This is a genomic window from Actinoplanes sp. G11-F43, assembly GCF_050589265.1.
Taxonomy (GTDB): domain Bacteria; phylum Actinomycetota; class Actinomycetes; order Mycobacteriales; family Micromonosporaceae; genus Actinoplanes.
Window position 1 is genome coordinate 35,709 of the sequence record NZ_JBNZCE010000017.1, and the last position, 19,642, is coordinate 55,350.

Genomic DNA, 19,642 nt, shown 5'->3' on the forward strand with positions numbered 1-19,642 from the left:
TCAGCGGCGGATGAGCCGCCGGCCCGGTCCGGCGCCGACCGGGGCCGGCTCTCATCAGCCCGGGTCGGGGGGCCTGGTCAGGGCACCGATCACCGCGTCGGCCAGGGTCGCGGCGGCGTTCTCGTCGAGGCCGAGCGCGAGCGCCCGCCGCCGGGCCACCTCCCGCAGTTCGGCCAGCCGCCGCGGGGTCCACTCGATCGGGACCGGTGCCCCGGGCCGGCGGCGGAACACCGCGACGACCTGCCGGACCAGCCGGCCACCGGCCTTCTCCGCCTCCGCGGACGTCCCGTCGAGCACCGCGCCGGCCACCGCCGCGCTCACCATCGTCACGATCGGCGTGGCCGTCTCGGCCACGGGGGCCGGCCCGGGCCGCGGGTCCCCGGAGGGGCCGGAGCCGTCCGCGCCGCGCAGGTAGGGATCGGCCAGGAGATCGAAGGCGGGCAGTTCCTCGGGTGCGACCTCGGCGACGACGGTCCGGGCGAGACGCACCGTGAGTGCACGCGTGGCAGGCATACGGTAATCGTGGCATGTTTTGACGTTCTGATCGTCGTCCGTCGATAATGGGCGGCATCCCTTCCACCGCCCGGAGTGACATCCCACCCCCATTGGGAGCGCTCCCGATCCCCTCGGAGGAATTCACTCCCATGCTTCGAACACGAAAAGTGCTGTCGGCGGCCGTGCTGTCCGCGGTCGCCGTCGGCGGCTCGGTCGCGGTCGCCGTCCAGGCCAGCGCCGCCGCCGGCTGCCGGGTCGACTACTCGGTGACCAACCAGTGGCAGGGCGGCTTCGGCGCCAATGTGAACATCACCAACCTGGGCGACCCGATCACCCAGTGGAACCTGGCCTTCTCGTTCGCCTCCGGCCAGAGCATCACCCAGCTGTGGAACGGCTCGTTCACCCAGTCCGGGACTGCGGTCACGGTGCGCAACGCCGGCTACAACGGGAGCATCGCCACCAACGGGACCGCGTCGTTCGGGTTCAACGGCGCATTCACCGGTACGAACCCGGTCCCCGGCGCCTTCTCCCTGAACGGCACCGCCTGCACCGGTGGGGTGACCACCCCGAGCAGCTCGCCGCCGGTCACGCCGAGCAACCCGCCCAGTCCGTCGGCCAGCCCGTCGACTAGCAACCCACCGGTCACCGGCGCCGCGCAGCTGGTCGCCGACATGGGCAAGGGCTGGAACCTGGGCAACCAGCTGGAGGCCAACGTCAACGGCGTGCCCAGTGAGACGGCCTGGGGCAACCCGGTCATCACCGGGGCGCTGATCGACCGGGTGAAGGCGGCCGGGTTCAAGACCATCCGCATCCCGGTGTCCTATCTGGGCAAGATCGGGGCCGGGCCGAACTACACCGTCGACGCCGCCTGGCTGACCCGGATCCAGCAGGTGGTGGATCTGGCCCACAGCCGTGGCCTGTACGTGCTGATCAACATGCACGGCGACGGTTACAAGAGTGTCGGCGGCGCGTGGCTGATCTGCGACGCGGCCGACCAGACCACCATCCGGGCCAAGTACCAGAAGGTCTGGCAGCAGGTGGCGGCCAAGTTCTCCGGCTACAACGGCCGGCTGATCTTCGAGTCGATGAACGAGAACTTCGACGGCCAGTACGGCAACCCGACCCAGCCGTGCTACTCCAACATCAACGCGTACAACCAGATCTTCGTGGACACCGTCCGGCAGACCGGTGGCACCAACACCTCGCGCTGGCTGCTGGTGCCGGGCTGGAACACCAACATCGACCACACCGTGGGCAGCGGTTTCGTGATCCCCACCGACCAGTACCGGTCGTCCTCGATCCCGGCCGCCGAGAAGCGGCTGATGATCTCGGTGCACTACTACGACCCGTGGGACTTCGCCGGAACCGAGGACGGCACCATCACCCAGTGGGGCCCGAACGCGACCAACCCGGCGAAGAAGTCGACGTGGGGCCAGCAGGACTTCATGGACGCGCAGCTGAAGAAGACCTACGACGCGTTCGTGACCAAGGGGTACCCGGTCTTCGTCGGCGAGTACGGCTCGATCGACAAGAGCACGCACGACTCGGCGAACAACAGGTACCGCGCCGACTACGCGCGGACCCTGGTGGCCACCGCCAAGAAGTACGGCGCGGCCACCGCCTACTGGGACAACGGATACAACGGCCAGTACGGGTTCGGGCTGTTCGACCGGAACTCCGCGACGGTGACCCAGCAGGCGATCATCGACGCCATCATGGCGCCCTGACCGGTCCACGACGGTGAAACGGCCGGCCCCGGTCATCCGGGGCCGGCCGTCCGTCATCGGTGGATCAGAGTGCCGGGATCTTGATGCCGGGCGCGGCGCCGATCGGGTCACTGGACCAGAAGCGCGAGGTGTCGGTGCCCTGCCCGCCCTTGTTCATGTAGACCAGCTGCTGATGGTTGCCGTCACCGGTGATCGCGTACAGGTCGGCGTACTTGTCGCCGTTCAGGTTGCCCAGCTGCGCGGCCCGGAAGTTGGCGTAGCCCAGGTCCTTGCCACCCCAGAAGCGCAGCGTGTCGGTGCCGCCGGCGCCCCGGTTGAGGTAGGCGAGCTGCTGGCCCCCGGTGGTGACCGCGTACAGATCGGCGTAGCCGTCGCCGTTCAGATCGCCCAGGTCCATCATCCGGAAGCCGGGAGCCGCGTCGAACCTCTTGGCCGACCAGAACGTTCCGTCCCCGGTGCCCTTGTTCATGTACAGCACCAGGTCGTTGTTGTCGTAGCGGGCCACGATGTCGGCGAACCCGTCCGCGTTCAGGTCGCCCAGGGTCACCAGGTTGAAGGCCGGGGCCGCACCGTTGTCCCGGCTCGACCAGAACTCCATCGCGCTGCCACCCTTGTTCGGGTACCAGAGCTGCCTGGAGTCCCCGGCCGTCACCCCGAACAGGTCCGCGGAGCCGTTGCCGTCGATGTCACCCAGATCGGCCAGCCGGAAGCCGGCGTACCCACGCTCCTTCGACGACCAGAACGTGCCGTCACCGAAGCCCTTGTTCGGGTAGACCAGCTGCATGTCACTGGTGGTCAGCGCCCACAGGTCGGAGTAGCCGTCACCGTTCAGGTCCGGGTGGGCCCGGCCGCCGCCGGTCCACCAGCTGGTCTGCTGGCGCGCTCCGGCCCAGCTGAAACTGAAGTGGATGTGGTCGTCGTGCGGGCCGTCACCGACGTACGGCTGCCAGCCCGCGCTCGCCTGGTCGGACAGGAAGATCTTCCGGTTCCAGATCAGGTACATGATGCCGAGGCGGCGCATGTTGGCGTGCTTGTTGCCGTGCTGGTCGGTGGCGAGCAGCCAGTTCAGGATGTCGTTGGCGACCGCGTTCTGGCCGGCGTTGTACGCGCTGAGCATGTAGTCGAGAGCCCGGCCCTCGTGGTGCTCGCTGACCGTGCCGTTGCAGCTCCGGCCGATGCCCCAGTCGTGGTTGCCGTAGGTGGCGTTGAGCATGTCCTTCAGGGCGACCACACCGGGCTTGGCACTCGACTCGCACGTGGTCTGCGGGTCGTAGGCGGCGTACGCGTCAATCGTCTTCGGGAAGTTCGGGGTGGCCGGAGCCGCCGCCGCCGGGCCGGCCGGAGCGACCGCCATGCTGGTAGCCACCAGCAGCGCGAGCATCGCCGGCAACAGCCGGAATCCGCGTCTCATGTGATGTCCTTTCGGGCAGGGGTCATCGCCCGGCCGGGGCGCGGCCGGGTGACGACGGTGAGGGGTCAGTGCGGGCCCGAGGCGGGCCAGATGGTGAAGCTGTACTCCCGGAGATCCGGCCGGTGTGCCAGAACGGTCACCGCCAGCAGATGTCCGACGGCCACCGCCTCCGAGCGGTCCGCCGCGGTGAGGAACACGACGGCGTCGCGGGGTCCGGAGCGGGTGATGTGCTGAACGGGAAAACCGTTGAACTCCGCCGCCCGGCCGAGTTCCCGGTCCACGGCCGCGGCCGTCTCGTCCCCGGTGAAACTCAATTCGACGGCGTACACGGGCTCAGCCGGCTACTGCCAGCTACCCCACTCGAAGGTCAACGGCCCACCGACCGCCTTCTCGTTCGGCGACGTCTTCGGCGGGACGGGTTCGTCGCCCGGGTCCAGGACGACCTCGACCGTGCTCTCGGCAGCACTGGCGGCCGTGGCGGTGGCCGGCGAGAACGCGCCCACCGCCACCGGTGCCAGCAGGAGGAGGCCGGCCGCCCGGGCGGTGCGGGCGAGAGGGGTACGGCTCATGACGGCGACTCCTTCGATCTTCGCGCCGCGGCGTTCGCGGCGCTGAGATCACCCTCCGGCATGGACACCCGGATGTCAGTAGGTGAGCGACCCGCACAAGCTGCCATGGCAGTTCCCTGCCATCGACGGCCCCACGAAAACCTCTATCGTCTTGCGGTGATCTTTTGGTTAATCTGCCTGTGCCGTACGGGACGGGGCCCGGCCGGCGACAGCGGAGGTGCCAGACATGGCCGTCATGCCGATGGGTGGACTGTCGTTACCGGTCGAGGACGAGATCGCCGGCGCGTACGCCCTCCTGTTACGGGCACCCGGACTGGACCTGCCGGAGTTCGCCGCACGGATCGGCCGGACCGTCGCCGAAGCCCGCGACCTGCTGGACCGGATGGTCGACCTGGCACTGCTGCACCGGCGGCCCAGCGAGAACGGCAGCCTGATCGCGGCCAGCCCGGTGCTCGCCATGCAACAGCTGATGGCGCGCGAGCAGCAGATGCTCGCCGAACGGCAGGCGTTCCTCCAACAGGGATACACGACGCTGTCGCAGGTGCTCACCGGGTATGTCGCCGGCGAGGCCGAGGTGGCCGCCGACCCGGCGCCGATCGCCGAACAACTACCCGACCTGCCCGCCGTACGCCGCCGGCTGGAGGAGTTGGCCCTGGTCACCCGGGACGAGGTGCTGTCCTTCTCGCCGCGCGCCGGGAACCCGGCCGCCGCCAAGGCCGCCAGCAGGCCGCTGGACTTCGCCGCGCTGGAACGCGGGGTGCGAATGCGGACCATCTACTCGGCGTCGGCGATGCACGCCGAAGGCGCCCGGGAGTACGCGGAGGCGCTGGTCGAGGCCGGCGGCGCGGTCCGGATCGTGCCGGTCCTGCCGGTCCGCCTGATCGCCATCGACGCCGAGGTGGCGGTGGTGCCCCGGCAGGCCGGCACCGGCACCGACGGCGGTCTGCTGATCCGCCACCCCGGCACGGTGACCGCCCTGGTGGCCCTCTTCGACTCCTACTGGGAGCGGGCCGAGGAGCTGAGCCAGGCCGGCATCGACGACTGCACCGAGGCCGAGCGCGCCGTCCTGCGCCTGCTGTCCACCGGTGCCAAGGACGAGGCGGTGGCCCGCCAGGTGAACCAGTCGGTCCGAACCGTCCGCCGGACCATCGCCGACCTGATGACCCGCCTGCACGCCAACTCCCGCTTCGAACTGGCCATCCGGGCGGGCGAACGAGGCTGGCTCTGACGGTCAGCGGCGCCGCTGCCTCCCCTTGTGTCTGTCAGCGGCGCCGCTGCCTCCCCTTGTGTCTGTCAGCGGCGCCGCTGCCTCCTCTTGTGTTTGGAGGGGGCCGGACGGGTCCGGGTCCGTTTGATCACGGCCGGGTCCGTCCAGTGGTCCGGCGCGGTGATGACACGGATCAGAGCGACCAGCAGGCTGCACACCAGGGCGATGATCGAGTAGACGGTCATCGCGACGTCCTCGGCGCTGTCCACCGGCGGGGTCGGCACCCCGCGCCGGGCGTTGGGCCAGGTGACCGAGTGCGGAAGTATCGCGGAGACGAGCAGCAGGCCGATGGTGATCCACTGCCACGGCACGAGACCGTCGTCGCGGTGCCGGACGGTGCGCCACAGCCAGCAGACCGCGGCCAGGCCGCCACCGATGCCGCCGGCCATCATCCCGTTGCGCCACTCGCCGGTACCGATGACCGTCGAGCCCTCCAGCCGCCTGACGAAATACCACACAGCGGGTGTTCCCAGCAGGATCACCATGATCCCGAACATCGAGTTCTCCGTACGCGACCGCACGGCCCGAGGGTAGGGCCGCGATGCCACAGCCGGATGAACAGGGTCGTCACCGGCCGGCGGCGCGAACACCGGACCCGATCACCGGGCACGCGGGCGTGTGGGCGGCCCCGGCACCCACACGCCCGCGCCGTCAGATGACGGCCCGCTGCCGGGCCAGCTGGTCCCGCAGCCAGTGGTAGCTGGCGCGTGGGGTGCGGTTCCCGGTCGGATAGTCCACATGCGCCAGGCCGAAGCGTGGACCGTACCCCCGGGCCCACTCGAAGTTGTCGATCAGGGACCAGTAGAAGTAGCCGCGCAGGTCCACCCCGGCCTCGGCGGCGGCGGTGACGTGCGTGGCGATGAAACGGATGCGGTCCGGGTCCCCGCCGAGATCCTCACGTACCTCGGCGACGCCGTTCTCGGTGACATAGATCGGGGGCAGGCCCGGGAAGCGGCCGGCGAGACCGGTCAGCGTGTCGGTCAGGCCCCGCGGCTCGATCGGCCAGCCCAGGTCGGTGACCGGCACCCCCTCGCGCGGCACGGACCGTACACCGATGTCACAGGCGGTACGCAGCGCCGGGTCGCCCTGCTCGTACGGGGCGGCGGCGGCATGGATCCGGTAGTAGTAGTTCACGCCGAGGAAGTCCAGCGGGGCGCCGATGAGGTCGAGATCGCCGGCCCGCCGGAACGACAGGTCGCTCACCCCGGCGTACAGCTGATCGAATCCCTCCGGGTAGGCGCCGCCCAGCACCGGATCGGTGAACTGCCGGTTGACCAGCAGATCCATTCGCCGCGCGGCTTCCCGGTCCGCCTCGGTGCCGGTCGCCGGCACGGCCGGGGACAGGTTGAGCGTGATGCCCACCCGGGCGCCCGGGCAGGCGGCCCGGACCGCCGCGACCGCCAGCCCGTGCCCGACCAGCAGGTGGTGGGCGGCCGCGAGTGCGCCGTGGCCCTCGGTGGCGCCCGGCGCGTGCCGGCCCTCGGCATAGCCGACGATCGACGAGCAGTACGGCTCGTTCAGCGTGATCCAGTCACCCACCCGGTCACCGAGCCGGCCGGCGGCGACCGAGGCGTACTCGGCGAAGCGCTCCGCCGTGTCCCGCACCCGCCAGCCACCCCGGTCCTCGAGCGCCTGCGGCAGGTCCCAGTGGTAGAGCGTGACGAACGGCCGGATGCCGCGCTCGCACAGGGCGTCGACGAGCCGGTCGTAGTAGTCCAGGCCCGGCTTGTTCACCGCACCGTCGCCGGACGGCACGATCCGCGGCCAGGCGATCGAGAATCGGTAGGCGCTCGCGCCCAGACCGTCGAGCAGGTCCACGTCGTCACGCCACCGGTGATAGCTGTCGCACGCCACCGCCCCCGAGGTGGCGTCGGCGACGGCGCCCGGCCGCCGGCTGAACGTGTCCCAGATCGAGTCGCCACGGCCGTCCTCGGCCACCGCTCCCTCGATCTGATAGGCCGCGGTGGCGGCGCCCCAGAGGAAGCCGGCGGGCATCCGCGGCAGTTCCGAGTCCGTCATCCTTTGATCGCTCCCTGCATGATGCCTCCGACGATCTGCCGGCCGAGGACCATGAAGATCACCAGGATCGGCACGGTGGCCAGCAGCGTGCCGGTGAGGGTGAGTGTGTAGTCGGTGGTGTAGCCGCTGGCCAGCGCGGAGAGCGCGACCTGGACCGTGGCGTTGTCCTGCAGCACGACCAGCGGCCAGAAGAAGTCGTTCCACGCCTGCATGAAGGTGAACAGGCCGAGCACCGCCGCCGCCGGGCGCGCGGCCGGCAGCACGACATGCCAGAAGAGGCCGAACGTGCTGCAGCCGTCGATCCGGCCGGCCTCCAGCAGCTCGTCGGGCACCGCCCGGCCCAGATACTGCGTCATGAAGAAGACGCCGAACGCGGTGACCAGGCCGGGAACGATCACGGCGGCGAGCCGGTCGGTCCAGCCGAACTCGGCCATCAGCAGGTAGAGCGGGATGATGCCGAGCTGCTGCGGCACCACCGACGTGCCGATGGCGACGACGAGCAGTATCTTGCGGCCGCGGAAGCGCAGCTTGGCGAAGGAGAAACCGGCCAGCGTCGAGAAGAAGACCACGGAGATCGTCACCGAGCCGCTGACGATGAACGAGTTGAGCAGCGCCTCGGCGAAGTCGGTGGAGTCGAAGACCCGCGCGATGTTGTCGAACAGGTGGCCGCCCGGGATCAGGACCGGTGGCACCGCGGCGACGGCGTCACTGGTCTGCGACGACACGACCAGCGACCAGTAGAGCGGAAAGACCGATCCGGCCACGACCGCCAGCAGGGCGGCGTAGGTCCAGACCGAGGCCTTGCGCGGATGACCGAAGACGCGGCGGCGTGCCCGGCTTCGCGGCGCCGGTGTCTCGGTGCGGGTGGACGGTGGGTCGGCGAGAACGGTCACGACTACTCCTCGTCGTTGGCGATGCGCCGGGTGATCAGGTAGTTGGCGACCGCGAAGACGGCGATGACGAGGCAGAGCGTCCAGGCGATCGCGGAGGCGTAGCCGAACCGGAACTCACGGAAACCCTGCTCGTACATGAACAGCGCGGCCGTCTGGAACTGCCGGTCGGAGCCGCCCGTGGGCGTCGAACTGCCGGCGAACAGCAGCGGCTCGGCCATGACCTGCAGACCGCCGATCGTCGAGATCACCGCGGTGAAGATGATCGTCGGGCGCAACATGGGCACGGTGATCCGCCAGAACTGCTGCGCCGAGGACGCACCGTCGAGCTCCGCGGCCTCGTACAGGTCGTGGGGAACGGCCTGCATGGAGGCGAGGTAGATGAGCGCGTTGTAGCCGGTCCAGCGCCAGGCCACGATGATCGAGATGGCCAGGTGGGAACTCCACGTGCCGGCCTGCCAGTCGATCGGGCCGACGCCGACGACGCCGAGCAGCCAGTTCACCATGCCGAAGTCGCGGCCGAACATCTGGGTGAAGACGATCGTCACCGCCACGATGGACGTGATGTTCGGCAGCAGCACGGCCATGCGCAGGCTGGTGCGGGCCCGCAGCCTGTGGTTCAGCAGATGCGCGATCCAGAGCGCGGCGAGCAACTGCGGAACCGTCGACAGCACCCAGATGCTGAGCGTGTTGCCGAGGGCGTTCCAGAAGTAGGCGTCCTGCAGCAGCTCGCGATAGTTCGCCAGGCCGACCCATTCGTGCGAGCCGGAATCGAGAAGGTCCCAGTCGTTGAACGAGACGTAACCGGTGTAGATCAGCGGGAAGAGCCCGAACGCGCCGAAGAGCAGGAAGAACGGGAGTACGTACAGGTAGGGCGAGCCCTTGGTGTCCAGCCGGGTCAGTCTCGCCCGACTGGTGGTCAGCGCGGGGATGGCCATGGTCGATCCTTAGTCGCCGGGGCGGCCGGCGATCCGTGGACCGCCGGCCGTGCGGGTGGGCTACTTGGCGAGGCGCTCGACGTCGCTGACCGTCTGCTGCCAGGACTCGTCGGAGGTCTGCTTGCCCTGCTCGATGCGCACCAGGCCGTCGCGGATGGTGGTCTGGATGTCACCGGTACGCGGGCCCTGGTACTGCGGCTTCAGCTCCTTCGCGGCCGTCGTGAAGATCTTGCCGACCGGCGCGTCGTTGAAGAACGGGTCCTTGTACTCGGCGATCTCCGGCTTGTCGTACAGCGCCGGGATGGAGGGCAGCAGCCCCTTCGAGGTGAAGACCCTGGCCTGCTGCTCGGGCCTGGTCAGCCAGTCGGCGAGCTTCTTCGCCTCCTCGACGTGCTCGCCCTGCTGGGGCACGGTCAGGTACGAGCCGCCCCAGTTGCCGCCGCCGCCGGGCACGGCCGCCACATCCCACTTGCCGGCCGCGTCCTTGGACTGGTCCTTGATCTTGGCCATCATCCAGGCGGGGCAGGCGATGGTCGCGAACTGGCCCTTGGCGAAGCCGTTGTTCCACTCCGGGGAGCTTTCGAGCAGCTTGGCCGACAGGTTGCTCTGCACCGCCCGGACGACCAGGTCCCAGGCCTTGCGCACCTCCGGGTTGCTGCCGACGATGACGGTGTTGTCCTCGCTGTAGAAGCCGACCGGCGCCTGTCCGATGACGGCGTTGTACAGCGCGCCCGCGCCGTCGAAGAACGCCGTGCCGGCCGGCGCCTTCTGGGTGTACTTCTGCCCCTGTTCGATGTACTTGTCCCAGCCGCTCGCCCACGACGCGGAGACCTCGTCGCGGTCGGTGGGCAGGCCGGCCTCCTGGAACAGGTCGCGCCGGTAACAGATGGCCAGGCCGCCGACGTCGGTGCCGTACCCGATCTGCTGACCGTCCTTGGTCAGCGACGCCTGCCACTTCCAGGGCAGGTAGTCCGCCTGGCGCTCGGTGCCGAGATCGGTGAACTTCTTGCCGACCTCGCGCATCTGCGCGATGAAGCCGGTGTCGACGCCCTCGATGTCACCGGCGCCCGACCCGGTGGCGATGTGCGTGGCGAGATTGCGGTGGTGATCGTTGTAGGCGGCCGTGTTCTGCTTGATCGTGACGTTGGGGTTCGCCTTCTCGTACTCCCGGTACAGCTCCTCGTAGCCGAAGTTGCCGAAGAGGTTGACGTTCAGCGTGACGTTGCCGCCTTCACCGCCCGCACCGTCGTCACCGCCGGAACCGCACGCGGTCAGCATCACCGCGGCGGCCGTCGCCGCGGTCAGGGCCCGCAAGGATCGAGACAAGAGCATGGCAGTTCTCCCCTATTTCATCTGATGTAATCGGTTACATGAAACCGGTTACACGCTGCAGAACCGGAGTTTCGAATGACTTGAGTCGATAGAGAGGCGGCATGGATGCGGCCGGAGAAGCGTTGCGGCGGGGTGGGTGTAGCCCCTCGAGCCAAGAGTTTGCATCGATCGGTGCCACTCCCGTCAAGTCACGAAAGGGTAACGAGATCCACTGTGTTGACCCGGGAGACACGGGGCTGTTACGGTCCTGAAACCGGTTACATAAGGATGTTCCCCGTGTCCAGCATCAGAGAAGTGGCACGGCGTTGCGGCGTCTCCGTCGCCACCGTGTCCCGCGTCTTCAACAATCCGGAGGTGGTCAGCCGGCAGACGCGCCAGCTCGTTCTCGGCGTGGCGGCCGAGATCGGTTACCTGCCGAACGAGTCGGCCCGCACCCTCGCGACCAAGAAGTCCAACATGGTCGGCCTGGTGTGGGACACCGACCACCGCCGTCCCGGCTGGCGGCATCCGTTCCTGCAGGACATCCTGGTGGCACTGAAGAGCGCGCTCAGCGCACACGGCCTGCACCTGCTCATGCTGGCGCCCGACCCGGCCGCCGGCCCGGCCGACCCGCAGCGTTTCCTGCGCACCGTCCAGCGCCACGACGTCGACGGCGTGGTCATCATCGACAACGGCAGCCGGGATCCCGCGGTGCTGGCCCTGGTCGACGCCGCGGTGCCCTGCGTCGCCCTGGACCTGCAGTTCACCGGACCGACCTGCACCTACATCGCCTCCGACAACGCCGGGGGCGGCCGGCTGGCCGCGGCGCATCTGATCGAACGCGGACACCGGCACATCGCCACCATCACCGGGCCGGCCGGCAACTGGCCGGCCACGCAACGCCTGGCCGGCTTCCGGGAGGGGCTCACCGAGGCGGGGATCACCCTGGCCGATGACGATGTGGTGTCCGGCGACTTCTATCTGGACAGCGGGCACGCCGCCATGACGCGGCTGCTCGCCCGCGACCCCCGCCCGACCGCCGTGTTCGCCGCCGGCGACGAGATGGCGGTCGGCGCGATCAAGGCGATCCGCGAGGCCGGTCTGCGCGTCCCCGACGACGTCGCCGTCATCGGCTTCGACGACATCGAGGTGGCGGCGCTGATCCCGCCCGGCCTGACCACCGTCACGCAGGACAAGACCGGTTTCGGCACAGCGGCCGCGGAGTCTCTCATGGCGATGCTGGCCGGTACGCCGACCCCACCGGAACCGACGACGCTGCCCACCAGGCTGATCCTCCGCGGCTCCACCTAGACCGGCTGACCGGAAGACGTCGATCTGCGGCATGGACATTAACTCCGTCCGCCATATACTGAATCCACCGGACGGAGTTAACTGACCGAGGGTGACGCCATGAGACTGAGTTCGGATCGTCTGTCCCGACGGGGCGTACTCGCGGCTGGTCTCGGCGCCGCCATCGGTGCCGCCGGACTGCCCCGGCAACCGGCGGCGGCGGCCGGCCCGGTGGTGGCCCTGACACACGTCACTCTCATCGATGCCACGGGCGCGCCGGCGCAACCCGACACGACGGTGATCGTCACGGGCCAGACGATCTCGGCCATCGGTCGCAGCGCGGAGGTGCGGGTGCCTCCCCATGCGCTCGAAGTGGACCTTCGGGGGAGGTTCCTCATCCCCGGGCTGTGCGACATGCACGTCCACTCGCTCTTCCCGGAAGGAATTCTTCCCGCGCTGTACGTCGCTGCCGGCGTCACAACCGTTCGCGAGATGATGGGGTTGCCCTGGGTTCACCAGTGGCGCGAGCGGGTGGAGGCGGGCGAGCTCCTCGGGCCGCGCTGGATCGTCGGCAGCGCCATCCTCGACGGGCGTCCCTCCATCTGGTCGGGCAACACCGCGGGCGTGTTCGACGAGATCGGCACGCCGCGTGAAGCGCGGGAAGCAGTGCGCCGGGCCAGACGCGACGGTGCCGACTTCGTCAAGCTGTACAGCCGGATCGACCGTCGGATCCTGCACGCCGTCGCTGCCGAGGCTCGACGCCAAGGACTTCCGTTCGCTGGTCACGCCGCCGACGCCGTACCGATGACCGAGGCGTCCGCAGCCGGGCAACGCAGCTTCGAGCACCTGTTCCCGGCGCATATCGGGGCCTCGGGCAATCAAGCGGCGGTGCGGCGGCTCCTTGGCGCCATCCGGCTCAGCGGCAACGGTACCGGGCACCGTGAATGGTTCCATGGCATCCAGGCCGCCGAGTGGCTGGCCGCGACGACGTACGACCCCCACCGGGCGGCCGGGATCTATGCCCGGCTAGCCGCGCGAGGAACCGCGATCACACCGACGTTGGTCATGCACAGAATCACAGACCTGCCGGCGGAGGTCGACGCCGATCCAGAACGGCTGCGGTATCTGCCACCGGGAACGGCACAGAACTGGGCAGCACAACTGGCGGAGACCTTCGTCGACGGGCGTACCGCCGAGCAGGCACGGCGTCATCGGATGCTCTTCGCGCATCGGCTTCGCGTCATCGGCGAGATGCGCCGGGCCGGCGTACCGGTCCTCGCCGGCACCGACGCCGGCGGGATCGCGTTCGGCTATCCAGGATTCTCCGTGCATGACGAACTGGCGCTGCTCGTCCAAGCGGGCTTCACTCCCATGCAGGCCCTCCAGGCAGCCACCCGCGAGCCGGCCCGTTTCCTCGGCCGGCACGACGCGTCGGGAACCGTCCGGCGTGGCCACGTCGCCGATCTCGTCGTACTGGACGCGAATCCCCTCGACGACATCCGCAACACCTTGAGGATCCACGCGGTGCTGGTCCGTGGCCGCTACATCTCCCCCACCGAGCGCGAGCGCCTGCTGGCGAGCATCGCGGCCACCGCCCAGGCCACCCGGACGTCGCCGGCGACCGTAAGCTGTTGCGGGTGAACGCACCCGCCGGCCGCACCGGACAATTCGAGGTGTTGTGGGGCGAGCGTGCGCAACCCCGCCGAGGCCCGAAAGGAGCACTCAGCCTCAAGGTGATCGCCGAGGCCGGAATCACCATCGCCGACACGGAGAATCTGACCGCCATCTCCATGCAGCGCGTCGCCGCAGCCCTCGGCTTCTCGAAGATGGCCCTCTACACGTACGTGCCCGGCAAAGCCGAACTCATCGCGCTCATGGCCGACACCGCGCTGGGCCCACCGCCGGACCCCGGCAGCGATGCGGTCGGCTGGCGAGCCCGTCTCGCGGCCTGGGCCCGCCTGCTGCTGCCCGCCTTCCGGCGTCACCCGTGGATCCTCGAAGCCACCGCCGGCCCACGGGTGACCGGCCCCAACGAGCTCGCCTGGATGGAACAGGCGCTGTCCGCGCTCGACGGAACAGACATTCCCGGCGCCCAGCGGCTGGACGTCATCGCAGTGCTCGCCGGGCACGTGCGCGCCATCGCGCAGCAGGGCATCGCACAGAGCGACCCCGAGGCCCAGCTCACCACGGTGATCGGCGAGGTGCTACGCCGGCACCCCGGCCGCTACCCGTCGATCGCCGCGGCGGTCGGGGCCGCGCTGGCCGACGGGCCCCAGGACGACGCGTTCCAACTCGGTCTCACCGTGATCCTCGACGGGATCGACGCGCTTCTCGGTCGCAGCGAGGTAGTTTCGTAGTGCTCAAATCGCCGTTCCGTCGCGGCGATACGCCAAGTCTGGCGCTGTCTCGCAGTCGACCGAACCGTTCGCGCCGACCTGGATGACGATGTTGCGACGTGTAGGCCGCCAATCCCGCCACAGCCGCCAACCACTCGGACCGGCCGCTGCGGGGGCGGCCGGTTGGTGCGCTGTGACGGCTTGACGTCGTGTCTTGCCGATGAGGCTCGACTGGGTGCCGACCCAGATGCGCCGGCAACCGGCATTGGCTGCGACCACGGCTCGGGCTGTGATCTTTCGGCTGATCCGAGAACGAGCCGGGTTGCGGATACTTCCCTGATGGCCAGCGTTGACCCCATCCCCGCCCCAGCCGACGACGCGGTGACATTCCGTCTGCGCCGGTCGCGGCTATGGCTGCGGATGACACTGATCCTCATTCCCGCGTTTTTGCTGATGCGCGGGATCGCGATCGGCCTCTCGCTAGAGGAGTGGGACTTCACTGAAACGGTGACCTGGGTGCTGCTGACGGCGATCGCCGGAGCAACCGGGGCCGTCCTCACTGCCGGCCGCAATCTCGGCTGGATTCGAACCTCGGCCGCCGGCTTGGAGTTCGCGGCCACCCGCCGCCAACCGGTGTTCCTGCCGTGGTCGGCGGTTCAGTCGGTCGGGCTGCGCTTCACCGGCCCGTTGACCGAGCTGCTCATAATTCCCACGAGCCTGAACGCCGTTACCGTCGCCGCCGTGTCGGCGGAGGCACCACGGATACGTCGACGCTCGGGCGCCCCCGCGTTCATCGTCGACGTCGGCCTGATGGCGCCCAGACCGTCGGCGCTGCTCGCCGAGCTGAATCGACGGCTTGTCGCCCATCGTTGAGGCCGGCCTCCCTTTGTGAGATCTTCGGTGCCTCCCGCTCGGCGGCCGTCCTCTTCTGCCGCGTGTCCGTGCGGAGGGTGGCCTCGGCGGTCGCGAGCGGTTGTCGGCGATGCCGGAACGGCGTCTCCTCGCTCCCGAAGGGCGGTCCTGCGTCGATCTTGCTGCGATGCTCTCGCACATGGAGCGGTTCGAGGTGAGGGTGGACGCGCAACTCGATGATGACAACGTGCTGCTCACGCTGAGCGGATCCTCATGGATCCTGATATGTGGATGCAAGCCCGGAGGAATGGGCTAGGACCCCTGCCAACGTTGCCGACGCCTGATTCTGACTTTCGGGACGTCGGCGAGGCGCCCAGTGTGGGCCAGGACCCGGAGAGTCATGACTTTGTCGTGGTTCTACCTGGGCCGCCCGCCGGTCGTCGGTCGGTACACGCCCATCGCCGAGCGAAGGCTCCGACGCGTTGCGTTCGGTGGAGTGGCCGGTTCTGCCCGGTGGGTCGCTCCGACCGGGCGGCGCTCAGCTCATGTCGATGGCGTACGCCTCCTCGCGCACGTCTATGTCCGGATGCCGCCGCAGCCCGGTCAGCAGGTCCCGCCATGGCTGCTTCCATCCGAACCCGGCCCCGTGCCGGACCACCGCCACCGCGAACAGTCCTCCGGCGAGGTCGCCGCGCCCTGCCAGCGCCGTGACGGTATCGGCGAGGAGCATCGGGTCGGGCCAGTGGCGCAGGCCCCGCAGGCGGGCTCCGACGTGTTCGGCGGTGCGTACGGCGAGAACGGGGCGGGCCGCACAGAGTCCGGCGATCTCGTCCAGATTGTCCAGCCGGCCCAGATCGACCAGGAGCTCAGCAGCCGTACCGGTGAATGCGGGATGGCGAGCGAGCCATCGCGCCGCGTCGACCAGCGCCGTTCGGTCGGCATCGACCGGCCGGCTCCCTGACCGGTTGACCGCACCTCGCGCCAGCAGCTTGATGCGTCGTCGAGCCGGTCGGTCCGAGACCGGGTCGCCGGGATGATCGTCGGCAGCGTCGCGGTCCACGAGCCGAGCCAACGCGGTACGCAGTGTCGGGTCGCCGCCGGCCTTGAGGAGATTGGCGACCTCGATGTGCGCCATCGTCTCGCCGAGATCGGTGAGACGGTCCACGACCATCGCGGTGACCCCGGCAAGCCACGGTGACCATTCCCCGAGCTGGCCGAACGCTGCCCGCCGGACCTCCCGATCGGTGGATTGGCACGCCTCGACGATGAGCTCGCCGTAACGTCGGCGGTGTCTTTCCGGGATCGTGTACGGGTAGGCGCTCAGGACAGCGCGGCGTTCTTCACGGCTCCCACCGACGGCGGTCCGCAGGATGGTCCAGCTCGTTTCGGCCCGCAGACGTTGTCGGGCGGCGGAGACGATCGCCGCGCGCAGGTCGCGGTGCGCGTCCGGATTCGTGTACGCCTCGAGCAGCGACGCCATCACCTGTGATGGCCCGTAGCGGGCCAGCAGCCGGGCAGCCTCCTTGCGACTGGTGATCTTCGCGGGGCGGGTCAGCACCGAGCCGAGCGCATCCGGCAGCAGGGATGGCCGCGTGTGCCGGACAGCGCGGCCGGCTGCGTACAGTGCGACGCGCGCCCGGTCGCCATCGGCGTACGACAGCAGCACCGGCAGTGCCTCGTCCGGCCGATCGGTCCAGACCAGTGCCCCCAGCGCCGCCTCCGCGATCGGCACCTCGGGGGCGTCGATGTGGCGCAGCACCAGTTCACGACCCGCGCCGGGCACACGGGCAGCGGCCCGGATCGCCGCCGCCCGCTGCCATACCGGCTGCTCGGTGTCCGCGATGATCAGCTCCTGCAGCTCCACGAAACGGGCCTGCTGGCGGGGCAGCCACCGCTCGGTGTGCAATGCCCAGGCAGGCACCCAGCGTGTCCCGGGTTCCACGAACCGTCCGCGCGGGCGGCGGCTCAGCACCAGGTCCAGCAGATCGGTCCGAGAGGCGCAGATGGTCGCCCACACGCCGTGGATCGTCACCGCCGTCGGATCGATCGCCAGTACCTCGGCGACTCGCTCCGAACGGGTCCGCGGGTCGTCGAGCCACAGCCCGATGGCCGGGCGGGCCACCGAAGCCAGCGTGCGCGGGCCGATCGCCCGCCGCAGCAGATCCTGCAGGTGCGGCAGCTGCCGGGCCCTTTTACCCAGCGCGTGGGTGAGCGCGAACAGCGGACCGTACCGGCCGCGGGCGATGCCCGCCTCGACCCAGCCCCGTAACCGTTCGAAGACCATCGCCTCCTGTCCACGACGTAGGACCGTGTCGAAACGGCGCAGCACCGGAACCTGCGCGCCGGTGCTCACCAGGTCGATGGTCGACAGTGCCCATTCGCGCAACTGCGGTACGGCGACATGGTGCTGCAGGACGTCGGCGGCAAGCGTGCTCAACGCGGTGGTGGTGGCGGCAGACGCGTCACGGGCGTCAACCGCGTCGGTGGTGAGCTGCGTGAGCCCGGCCGCCGTGCCCGCGGTCAGCAGCGGCGCGACCCTTGCCAGTGCGGTGAGCGCGGACGCGCGTACCGGATCCTGCTCGTTGCGTAGCCGACCCAGCCGGACGATCACCTCCGCGACCGCCTCCCGGTCGCGGGACCGGCGAGCGGCCTCCACCAGCAGCGCATAGCCGGAGGCTCGTTCGTCGGCGTCGCCCGAACGCAGCGCGACCTCCAACGCCGCGGACGCGTCCGGCCATGCCAGGTAGGCGCTCCAGGCAAGCACCTGGGCTTCGCGTTCCTGGATTCTCGACAGGCCCAGCACCCTGGCCGCCTCGCGGATCCGGACCGCGGCGGGCAGCACCTCCATGATCTCGGCCGCCGGAATCAGCGACGCCGTGTCGACCTCGGCCAAGGCCCGGTCATACAGTTCCCCGCGCCGGGCCGGCGCGACCGCGGCGAGCAACCCCGCCAGTGCCCGGCTGTGCTCGCGGAACCGGCTGGCAAGCTCCGCCAGGTCGCCGGTGGGCAGCACCGCGAGGCGGCGCAGCAGGGCCGGAGGCAACACGATCCGTTGCAGCCAGGCCGTACGGTCACGCGCGGTCAGCAGACGCACCACCCGGCTCGCATCGTGCGCAGCGAGGACGCCGTACGCGACGAGCGGGCCGGGCAGCGACTCCCGTGGCGCGTACCGTTCGATCAGGTCGAGAGCCTGCGCCGGGTCACATCGCAGCACCGCACCGGCGGCGTCGCCCCAGATCCGGCCACGCAGCTCGGCCGGAGCCTCGGCCAGCCGCTCACGCACCCGGTTCAGGAGCGGACCGGGGTGCCAGCGGACGAGTCGTTCTAGGTGGAGCGCATGTTCCAGGTCGGGCAGTAGTGCTCGTACCGTGTCAGCGCCGCAGCCGGGCAGCAGAGCGGCGGCCTCCTCATCACCGAATTCGGCCCGGACGACGGTGATCAGCGCATCAGCGACGCCCGGCACATGTCGGCGGCGCAAGGCCCGATAGACACGTCGCCGCTCCACCGCCGGCCGATCGACATGATCGCCGGGCAGGGCGCCGGCGGACACCGCCGCAGTGAGCGCGGCAATCCTGATCGACGGCTGTGGATCACGCGCCGCACCGGCGATGCCGTCAGCGTCCTGGGCCACCATCGCGGCGACCAGAGCGAGATGCCGCTCATAGGGGCCCCGTTCGCGCAGCTCACCGCAGACCTGGTCACGGTCCGGCGCGGTACGCGCCCACTCGGTGAGCCGGTTCATCCGCTCGCGGTACGACAGCGGATCCAGCGACGTCAGCAGAGTACGAGTGGCGGTAAGCACGGCGTACATTGTGCCTACGAACGCACCGGAACGAGATCGAATATCGCCTCACTCGGCAGCTCACGAACGACGCGGTGTTCCAGCACAGGGCCAGCGTCGCGCTGCCGGCCAGCGCGTCCGCGGCCGGTGCCCATCGCGTCCGGGGCGCAGTCCAGTGTCATGCCTTCACGCTGAACAGCAGTCCGAACCGCTGCGTGGGATGAACTCCTCGAAGCCTGCGTACCACCCGCACGTCCGGACGACGGGCGGACCCTCTCGGGCCGGCACCTCGGTGGCCCGGCCTATGCCTGCCCCCACCTCCAGCGCCCGGCAGCCGCCGTCAGTACGCCCGGCGTCTTCGGAACGTGTCTCCAGGTGTCCGTACCTCGGCTTCGCCGCCTGCGGCGTATCGAGTCCTTAGCCGAAGGCGATGTGTTGTCACGTCATCCCTCGGCTCCGGGCCACCCTTCGAGAGTGCCGGCTCGGTGGAATCGAGATCGGCCCGAGCGCTTACGGCTACACCATGGCGTTCGCCGCCGCCGGATGCATGCTCCTGACCGGAGTGGTGATCACCGCAAGCGCCATCAGCACCGCTGGACCGAGAGCGAAGACCCCCACCAGCCGGGAGAACAAGGCGACAGCCGAGCAGAGCGTCTGCCTGGCAGCCGTGGACGCCCGAGCCCAGGTCGATCTCCCTAGCGCTCGGGCGCGCTGGATCTGCCGACGATGGCTCCCGTGCCCGGAGGCAGCCGAATC

At 69.7% G+C, this 19,642-nt stretch carries 16 protein-coding genes; 6 read left to right on the forward strand and 10 right to left on the reverse strand.

Annotated elements, in window-relative coordinates:
• Positions 1 to 54: 54 nt before the first annotated feature.
• Positions 55 to 513 carry a hypothetical protein gene (locus tag ACQ0O7_RS19000; protein ID WP_430783459.1) on the reverse strand — a complete coding sequence of 153 codons (459 nt, stop codon included), beginning with the start codon at positions 511 to 513 and terminating at the stop codon, positions 55 to 57.
• A gap of 131 nt (positions 514 to 644) precedes the next feature.
• Between ACQ0O7_RS19000 and ACQ0O7_RS19005 the strand changes: the two genes are divergently transcribed.
• Positions 645 to 2,222, forward strand: coding sequence for a cellulase family glycosylhydrolase (locus tag ACQ0O7_RS19005; RefSeq protein ID WP_430783460.1), 1,578 nt, complete (start codon positions 645 to 647; stop codon positions 2,220 to 2,222).
• 64 nt (positions 2,223 to 2,286) lie between these two features.
• Here ACQ0O7_RS19005 and ACQ0O7_RS19010 read toward each other — a convergent pair whose 3' ends face one another.
• The 3 genes from ACQ0O7_RS19010 to ACQ0O7_RS19020 all read right to left on the reverse strand — a co-directional run bounded on the left by ACQ0O7_RS19010 (position 2,287) and on the right by ACQ0O7_RS19020 (position 4,202).
• Positions 2,287 to 3,633, reverse strand: a complete 1,347-nt coding sequence (locus ACQ0O7_RS19010; RefSeq protein ID WP_430783461.1) for an FG-GAP repeat domain-containing protein — start codon at positions 3,631 to 3,633, stop codon at positions 2,287 to 2,289.
• 65 nt (positions 3,634 to 3,698) lie between these two features.
• Positions 3,699 to 3,947: a hypothetical protein gene (locus ACQ0O7_RS19015; RefSeq protein ID WP_430783462.1), complete on the reverse strand. Its 249-nt coding sequence runs from the start codon at positions 3,945 to 3,947 to the stop codon at positions 3,699 to 3,701.
• Between the two features lie 27 nt (positions 3,948 to 3,974).
• A complete protein-coding gene (locus tag ACQ0O7_RS19020) occupies positions 3,975 to 4,202 on the reverse strand; it encodes a hypothetical protein (RefSeq protein ID WP_430783463.1) in 228 nt (75 codons plus the stop codon).
• Positions 4,203 to 4,428: 226 nt separating this feature from the next.
• Here ACQ0O7_RS19020 and ACQ0O7_RS19025 point away from each other — a divergent pair, with 226 nt between their 5' ends.
• Positions 4,429 to 5,430: a LuxR C-terminal-related transcriptional regulator gene (locus tag ACQ0O7_RS19025; RefSeq protein ID WP_430783464.1), complete on the forward strand. Its 1,002-nt coding sequence runs from the start codon at positions 4,429 to 4,431 to the stop codon at positions 5,428 to 5,430.
• 65 nt (positions 5,431 to 5,495) lie between these two features.
• Here ACQ0O7_RS19025 and ACQ0O7_RS19030 read toward each other — a convergent pair whose 3' ends face one another.
• The 5 genes from ACQ0O7_RS19030 to ACQ0O7_RS19050 form a co-directional block, all read right to left on the reverse strand.
• Positions 5,496 to 5,990: a hypothetical protein gene (locus ACQ0O7_RS19030; protein WP_430783465.1), complete on the reverse strand. Its 495-nt coding sequence runs from the start codon at positions 5,988 to 5,990 to the stop codon at positions 5,496 to 5,498.
• Positions 5,991 to 6,120: 130 nt separating this feature from the next.
• Complete coding sequence (locus ACQ0O7_RS19035) at positions 6,121 to 7,488, reverse strand: GH1 family beta-glucosidase (protein WP_430783466.1); 1,368 nt, start codon at positions 7,486 to 7,488, stop codon at positions 6,121 to 6,123.
• Positions 7,485 to 8,381, reverse strand: a complete 897-nt coding sequence (locus tag ACQ0O7_RS19040; protein WP_430783467.1) for a carbohydrate ABC transporter permease — start codon at positions 8,379 to 8,381, stop codon at positions 7,485 to 7,487. Before ACQ0O7_RS19040 ends, ACQ0O7_RS19035 begins: the two co-directional genes overlap by 4 nt.
• A 2-nt stretch (positions 8,382 to 8,383) precedes the next feature.
• Positions 8,384 to 9,316, reverse strand: a complete 933-nt coding sequence (locus ACQ0O7_RS19045) for a carbohydrate ABC transporter permease (RefSeq protein ID WP_430783468.1) — start codon at positions 9,314 to 9,316, stop codon at positions 8,384 to 8,386.
• Positions 9,317 to 9,376: 60 nt separating this feature from the next.
• Positions 9,377 to 10,648 carry an ABC transporter substrate-binding protein gene (locus ACQ0O7_RS19050; RefSeq protein WP_430783469.1) on the reverse strand — a complete coding sequence of 424 codons (1,272 nt, stop codon included), beginning with the start codon at positions 10,646 to 10,648 and terminating at the stop codon, positions 9,377 to 9,379.
• Positions 10,649 to 10,915: 267 nt separating this feature from the next.
• Here ACQ0O7_RS19050 and ACQ0O7_RS19055 point away from each other — a divergent pair, with 267 nt between their 5' ends.
• From ACQ0O7_RS19055 to ACQ0O7_RS19070, 4 genes are all read left to right on the forward strand, one after another.
• Positions 10,916 to 11,938: a LacI family DNA-binding transcriptional regulator gene (locus tag ACQ0O7_RS19055; protein WP_430783470.1), complete on the forward strand. Its 1,023-nt coding sequence runs from the start codon at positions 10,916 to 10,918 to the stop codon at positions 11,936 to 11,938.
• A gap of 99 nt (positions 11,939 to 12,037) precedes the next feature.
• On the forward strand, positions 12,038 to 13,558 hold the full coding sequence (locus ACQ0O7_RS19060) for an amidohydrolase family protein (protein ID WP_430783471.1): 1,521 nt from the start codon (positions 12,038 to 12,040) through the stop codon (positions 13,556 to 13,558).
• A complete protein-coding gene (locus tag ACQ0O7_RS19065; protein ID WP_430783472.1) occupies positions 13,555 to 14,274 on the forward strand; it encodes a TetR/AcrR family transcriptional regulator C-terminal domain-containing protein in 720 nt (239 codons plus the stop codon). Before ACQ0O7_RS19060 ends, ACQ0O7_RS19065 begins: the two co-directional genes overlap by 4 nt.
• A gap of 318 nt (positions 14,275 to 14,592) precedes the next feature.
• Entirely contained in the window at positions 14,593 to 15,126 is a 534-nt protein-coding gene (locus ACQ0O7_RS19070) for a hypothetical protein (RefSeq protein WP_430783473.1), read from the forward strand.
• Positions 15,127 to 15,643: 517 nt separating this feature from the next.
• Here the strand turns inward: ACQ0O7_RS19070 and ACQ0O7_RS19075 are convergent.
• On the reverse strand, positions 15,644 to 18,916 hold the full coding sequence (locus ACQ0O7_RS19075) for a hypothetical protein (RefSeq protein ID WP_430783474.1): 3,273 nt from the start codon (positions 18,914 to 18,916) through the stop codon (positions 15,644 to 15,646).
• Between the last annotated feature and the right edge of the window lie 726 nt (positions 18,917 to 19,642).